The organism is Haladaptatus sp. W1 (genome assembly GCF_001723155.1).
In the GTDB taxonomy this organism is placed as follows: Archaea; Halobacteriota; Halobacteria; order Halobacteriales; family Haladaptataceae; genus Haladaptatus; species Haladaptatus paucihalophilus.
Genome location: NZ_MEIH01000099.1, coordinates 1 through 5,264, shown reverse-complemented (window position 1 = coordinate 5,264; position 5,264 = coordinate 1). Strand labels below are relative to the sequence as shown.

At 52.9% G+C, this 5,264-nt stretch carries 4 protein-coding genes and 2 pseudogenes; all 6 read right to left on the bottom strand.

The genetic code is table 11. The annotated features are described in order from the left end of the window. On the bottom strand, positions 1-531 hold a 531-nt coding region (locus tag BG842_RS05745; RefSeq protein ID WP_394327459.1), incomplete at its 3' end, for an MBL fold metallo-hydrolase. Positions 532-626: 95 nt separating this feature from the next. Beyond that, positions 627-773: pseudogene (locus tag BG842_RS31120) on the bottom strand (MBL fold metallo-hydrolase); the annotation flags it as partial. A gap of 20 nt (positions 774-793) precedes the next feature. Next, positions 794-1,336: pseudogene (locus BG842_RS05740) on the bottom strand (ISH3 family transposase); the annotation flags it as partial. A 24-nt stretch (positions 1,337-1,360) separates the two neighbouring features. Then, positions 1,361-1,849 carry a hypothetical protein gene (locus tag BG842_RS28655; RefSeq protein WP_139135990.1) on the bottom strand — a complete coding sequence of 163 codons (489 nt, stop codon included), beginning with the start codon at positions 1,847-1,849 and terminating at the stop codon, positions 1,361-1,363. A gap of 453 nt (positions 1,850-2,302) precedes the next feature. Next, positions 2,303-2,569 carry a geranylgeranylglyceryl/heptaprenylglyceryl phosphate synthase gene (locus BG842_RS05730; RefSeq protein WP_069450031.1) on the bottom strand — a complete coding sequence of 89 codons (267 nt, stop codon included), beginning with the start codon at positions 2,567-2,569 and terminating at the stop codon, positions 2,303-2,305. Positions 2,570-2,717: 148 nt separating this feature from the next. Continuing rightward, positions 2,718-5,264: hypothetical protein (locus BG842_RS05725; protein ID WP_217493276.1), on the bottom strand; the 2,547-nt coding region annotated here is incomplete at its 5' end.

The following is a 5,264-nucleotide window of genomic DNA, read 5'->3' as shown; positions in this document are numbered from 1 at the left end:
GGCGTAGGATTCGCCGGGGCCGTGGAGGAGGTGGATGCCGTCGAGGTCGCCGAACAGGTGGGAACCCACGGTCCACGGGTCGGTCGGGCCGTGTCGTTCCAGCATGTCGGTGACGTCACCGGCGCGGTCGCGGTGGTGGTCCCGAATCTTGCGGGCGCGCTCCGTCGGTTCGAGCGGGTCGCCGTGGCCGGGCCAGGCGCGGTCGTAGGACTCCCCGACGACGTGCGACAGCGTATCGAGGTACGCCGCAAGCGGGTTTTCGAGGCGGACGTCCGCGCCGCCGACGTTGGGTGTGTAGTTTTCGAGGAGGGAGTCGCCACAGAAGAGTTCGCGGCCGGAGTCGCCGTCGAAGGCGGACCCCGCGAGACCGGCGGTGTGGCCGGGGAGGTGGACGGCTTCGAGTTCGACGTCGCCGCAGTCGAAGCGGTCGCCCGCGGAAAACGGTTCGACGGTCGGTTCGGGACCGTCGAGGCGACCGATTTTCCGCGCGTGCTGGAACACCAGGTCCTGGATGTGCTCGGGAGGCCCCACTCGTCGAGGAGGCGCTGTTGGCGGGTTTCGATGGCGTCCCACGCCGACTCGTCTTGGGCGACGAGCGCCGCGTCGTCCTCGTGGACGAAGACGGTGGCGTCGCTTCGCGCTTGGACGGTTCCCGCGAGTCCGGCGTGGTCGGTGTGCCAATGGGTGACGAGCACGCGGTCCACGTCGCCGACCGAACAGCCGTAGTCGGCCAATCCCGACTCTAGTGAATCGAGCGTTTCGGACTTTCGCACGCTCGTGTCGATGAGTGTCGAAGGCCGTCAAGGATGCCAAGAAACTCTGCGAGGACGCCGCTGGCGGTGTCGCCGTCGGTAAGACGGCGCACCGCCAGTGTGTAGCGTTTGTTCTTCACACGCGCGTAGAGTGTGGCGTAGGCGTGGAACGCGGTGGTTCCACGCTTCGCTTGCGAGTGATAGAGACCGTCCGTGTCGTCTTCGTCGCCATAATAGGGCCGCAGGTGGAGGTCAGCGACGACCTCCACCTGCTCGGGGAGTACATCGAGAACGTCCTTCTGGAGGAGTATGTTGCCAACTTGTTCGAGCGTCTCAAGGTCGAACTTGGTGCGAAGATGGTAGAGAACTGAATTTTCGTGAGGCGCATCTTTGCTGTTCTCACAGAGCGTAGAGACCGAGGTCCCGTCGGCGCACGCGCCGACGAGGACCTCGTAAATGCCTTCAGCGTCGAGTTTGGCGTTTTCAGCGAAGGAGAGAGCAACTTCCTCGTCAAGAGAGTTGACGAGGAAGTTAAGGACCTGGTCCTCGTGGATTTCATTGTCTGCTTGCTTGGTTTTAGACACACCTTCTGCAAGCAGACGTCTCAACTAACCGGCTTTGTGATGTACTGATATTGTCTTTATTCGGTTCTCTATTTCTCTTTCAACCCTCTTCGTCAATTCCTTTTCATTGATTTCTTCAGTTTGTTCCCTTATTGACTCTTGAACATCGTTCTTTTTTGGCGGTAGGCAGTAATTCAATTCTAACGAACGCTCACATTCACCACAAAATTTCTCGAGTGTATGTCTATCAAATAATCCTGGGGCTTTACCTGTGGCGTTCATTGCTAGTAACTCCTCCTGAAGCTTCTCCCTATGGGAAACCTCGGTGAGGAACTGAGATTCTAACTTTACAGCGACTACATGCAAAAATCGCCCTGCAATGTAACCTCCTGTTAAGAGAGGGAGTAATAAAGTGACTAAACCAGCCGGCTCATCTTGAGGTAGGAAAAAATATAGTCCCGAAAGGAAGAGAACTCCTGGAAGTAACACACTGAAGAAGTCATAAAGGTCAAATTGACGTGTAGTAATGGCCATTCTTGGGTCTTTATTCTATAGACACCTGTATGAGGTTTTTGCTTCTTTATATAGTAACCATGAGAATCGGTACTATAATATGCCCCTCGGTTGTACTCCGCATAAGATGAGCACAGAACCCGCCACTATAAGTGATAAATCGCCGTCAGGACTAGAGGCTGTGTTCAGTATCGTTACTGGCGGGTTTGAGTATCTCTTCCTTCTAATCCTTATAGCTCTAGTAGTGTCAGCCACCGGACTAATAAAACAGAATATACTTTGGCTACTGTTCATCCCGTCGATAGTTGCAATCTTCATTTCTGCGATTGAATGGTTTGACTGGATTTGAGTAGCTCAGATCAGAGCTTCAATTCCATCACGATCTACGCTTCTGGATGCACGTATTCCCAGTCAAGATTGACTGAGCGAACCCATTCGTGGTGCGCCCTGTAATCCACAGTGGGTCATCGGCATTCAAGACGGTTGGAACCAGGTAACCAGTGAGCCCCTCCTATGGAATTGAATCGGGCGATAGGTCGGCTCGATGAATATCTGGATTTCAGCAGGAGTAAGTGCATCAAGAATCGACTGAACGCTAGACTCGGTGACGTTTGTGGTGCCACCAATAATAATTGCATCTGTCCCCATCTCAGCGATTGCTGCGTAGGCATCCCCCTTGTGCAGTGCTTTATTTGGGTCAATCTTCGTGACGTGATCCCACTGTACCCCCGCAGCCGCCATAGCTCACCGTAACGCAATGACACGCAAACCGCTTTCCCTCTCTACTCAAGACAGTCTCAAAGTACTTTTGACAACAATCGAAATGGCATTCTATTGGCTTGAGAAGTGTGAAGGTAGATCAGTCGGATAGCTTTTTTCTATGAGTGGACTACTCTCGAGGGAAATCTTGTGCAATTCCCTCAAGGAGTTCTAGTATCTCGACGCGATTGAACTTTCTGGCGTAGAGATCCATAACGCTACGAGCTTTGCCGTGCGTCTCCTCAAAATCAAGGGCCAAACAGAGTGTCACCAGTATGTACTCCTCGTACCGCTCAAGCACGAACTCCCACGAGCTTGACAAGGGTATCAACCTAAGTAGCTTCTCCAGGAGTTCAATCGAGTCCTCTCGCCGTAACAACGCCATGCTCGCGATCCCCCTCAGAAGCCAGGGCCAAGCAAACAGATCTTCACGAGCCAACAGGATAGAGTCATGCCATAGGTCTAATGGGGCTTCGAGATCTCTGTAATTAAGCAGGAAGTATGTTGCGCGGGGACTCGCAGTAAACTGGTCTGAGAAGAACTGACCAACGAATTCTGCAGTATCTTGGTGGTTTATTGCCCATTCTCTGGTAACTAGGACTATTTCATCATCACCGCTCCGCCATATCTTACAGCTCTCAAGTTCGACTCGGTCGAGAAGTTCCTCATCGATTGGCCAGTTGGACTCGAACTCCGACTGAAGTATCGATATTGCTTTAACCAGGTGCGACACTTCAGTCCAGTGGTCGTTGACTATCTGTCCATCGAATCCCTGTACTCGCCACTCCCAGATGTCAACAGCCTTCCTCCAATTGAGGTTACGGCTCCACTCATCGTTTGCTAAGTTTTTCAGTGCGATTGCAATGTCCGATTCGATACTATTTCCTGACGTGGCCTCCGATGGCAACGCATAGAGTGTCCTGATCAGGCTTTGCTCGTCGTCGACACGGTCGTCCGTTTGAAGATAGAGGATGATCACCTGACGACAGAGCGTCGAGAATCGAGAACCAAAGTTGGTAATATAGTTGATAAGTAATGCATAGCCGTCAAGTAGTGTCGAAAGCTCATTGTCGTTGAATCGAACATCGAGCAGCAGGTCCTCGTTCATCGAGGAGACAAACCCATCAAAGATACTCACGACGTTATCCTTGCGTCCTTCTTGAAGAAGACGATTAGCTGATACCAAAATTTCCTTTACATACTGCTCTGCTGGGAGAAAAGTCTCGGTGAGTTCCTCTACGAGGGTCCTCGCCCCCCACACCCCGACAACGTCCAAGATTGGTACAATCTCCAAGTCCTGATATGGATTTCGATAGGATTCTTGACCGCTGTTAAGTTGCAAGCCAGCGACTCTCTCACTTACTGGTAAACTGGACACTCGATCCTCGATTGACAGTGAGTCATCTTCAGTATCCATGCGCTTTGCAAGTCGGACAAACGCTTCGACCGCTTGTGGAGGGACGTCCTTCCGAAGAATTGGTTCGGCACCTCGCCAGTCGTAGCCGACGGTATCGGCTTCGTCTAGCGTTTGGACATCGTATGCAGCCGCGATATCGAGTAACAGTTCTCGAGCAGCGGTCATATCTGACTGTGGGGCGACCTCCTTCCAATCGTTGAGTGTTCTCAGGGTATCTATGATTCCGGACGCCACCGCAGTGTTTTCAAATGACGTTTGGTCCAAGATACTCCGACATGCCTCGATGAGCTTCCCGAACACAGGGGGTTCGCTCAGCGCTTCCGGAGTGCGTCCAGCATATCTCTCGAGAATTCGGAGCAGGAGGAACTCGGATTCGGGAACTAAAGCTGGCAGTACTGGAAAGTACTTTTCAGAGTCTGTCTCGAGGAGTTGAGAGATTTGAGTTATAACTGCGCTCAGTTCCTCCGTACTCGCATTGCTGTCGAGTGCCGCACAGTAAGATACGATCTCTTCCGGTGACTCCGAGGTGAAGAGCGGTGATGAGTCGTGTCTTGCTATCTCTGTCTCGATAAGAGATTCTTCTGCGGATTCATGGGTCTCTTCATCAGATTCGGCATTAACTACGGTCAATGTCTCGAGGACGCCATCGACAGACTCTGCAGTCAAGATCGCTTGCCGAGTTGTCTCGGCCCATCCTTCCTCATCGACGGCCTGATTGAGGAACGTCTCTATCTCCTCGCGTAGGTCGTTCCGCTTATGGTACAGGAGATAGAGGAGTGGGACTGACTCACGTTGAAGTCCTCTATTCGCGTAGTTCTCCAAATCGAGCGCGCAGGCGGCGGCAAGTTCAGGTGTTGCGTCGCGTCTGACCGTCACTAAGTGAAGACCAAGACGCCTGAACAACATTTCGTCATCGGCGCAGTATCGTTGGACGGTGTCTTGCCATGGTGTCCCACTGACCGACTCCAGACCATCGACCCACCGCTCCAGGCAGTCACGGAGATAGATGAACAAGAGTAACCGAACCCTGTCGCCTCTGAGCTCCGCGACTCCGTACGAGGAGGACGAGGCCAGTAGCTCCTCTGTGGTGATTTCCTCGACTCGCCTCTCTGCCGGCCATCCGAGTATCATGTCCACTTCGAGCATTGGGTCAATTGGATACACCAACTCGAGTTCTGTCCGAATTGCTCTTTCGAGAATTTCGACACACCGTTCTGGTTCATGATCACTGAGCGTCGGCAGGTGTGGACCGAGCAACTC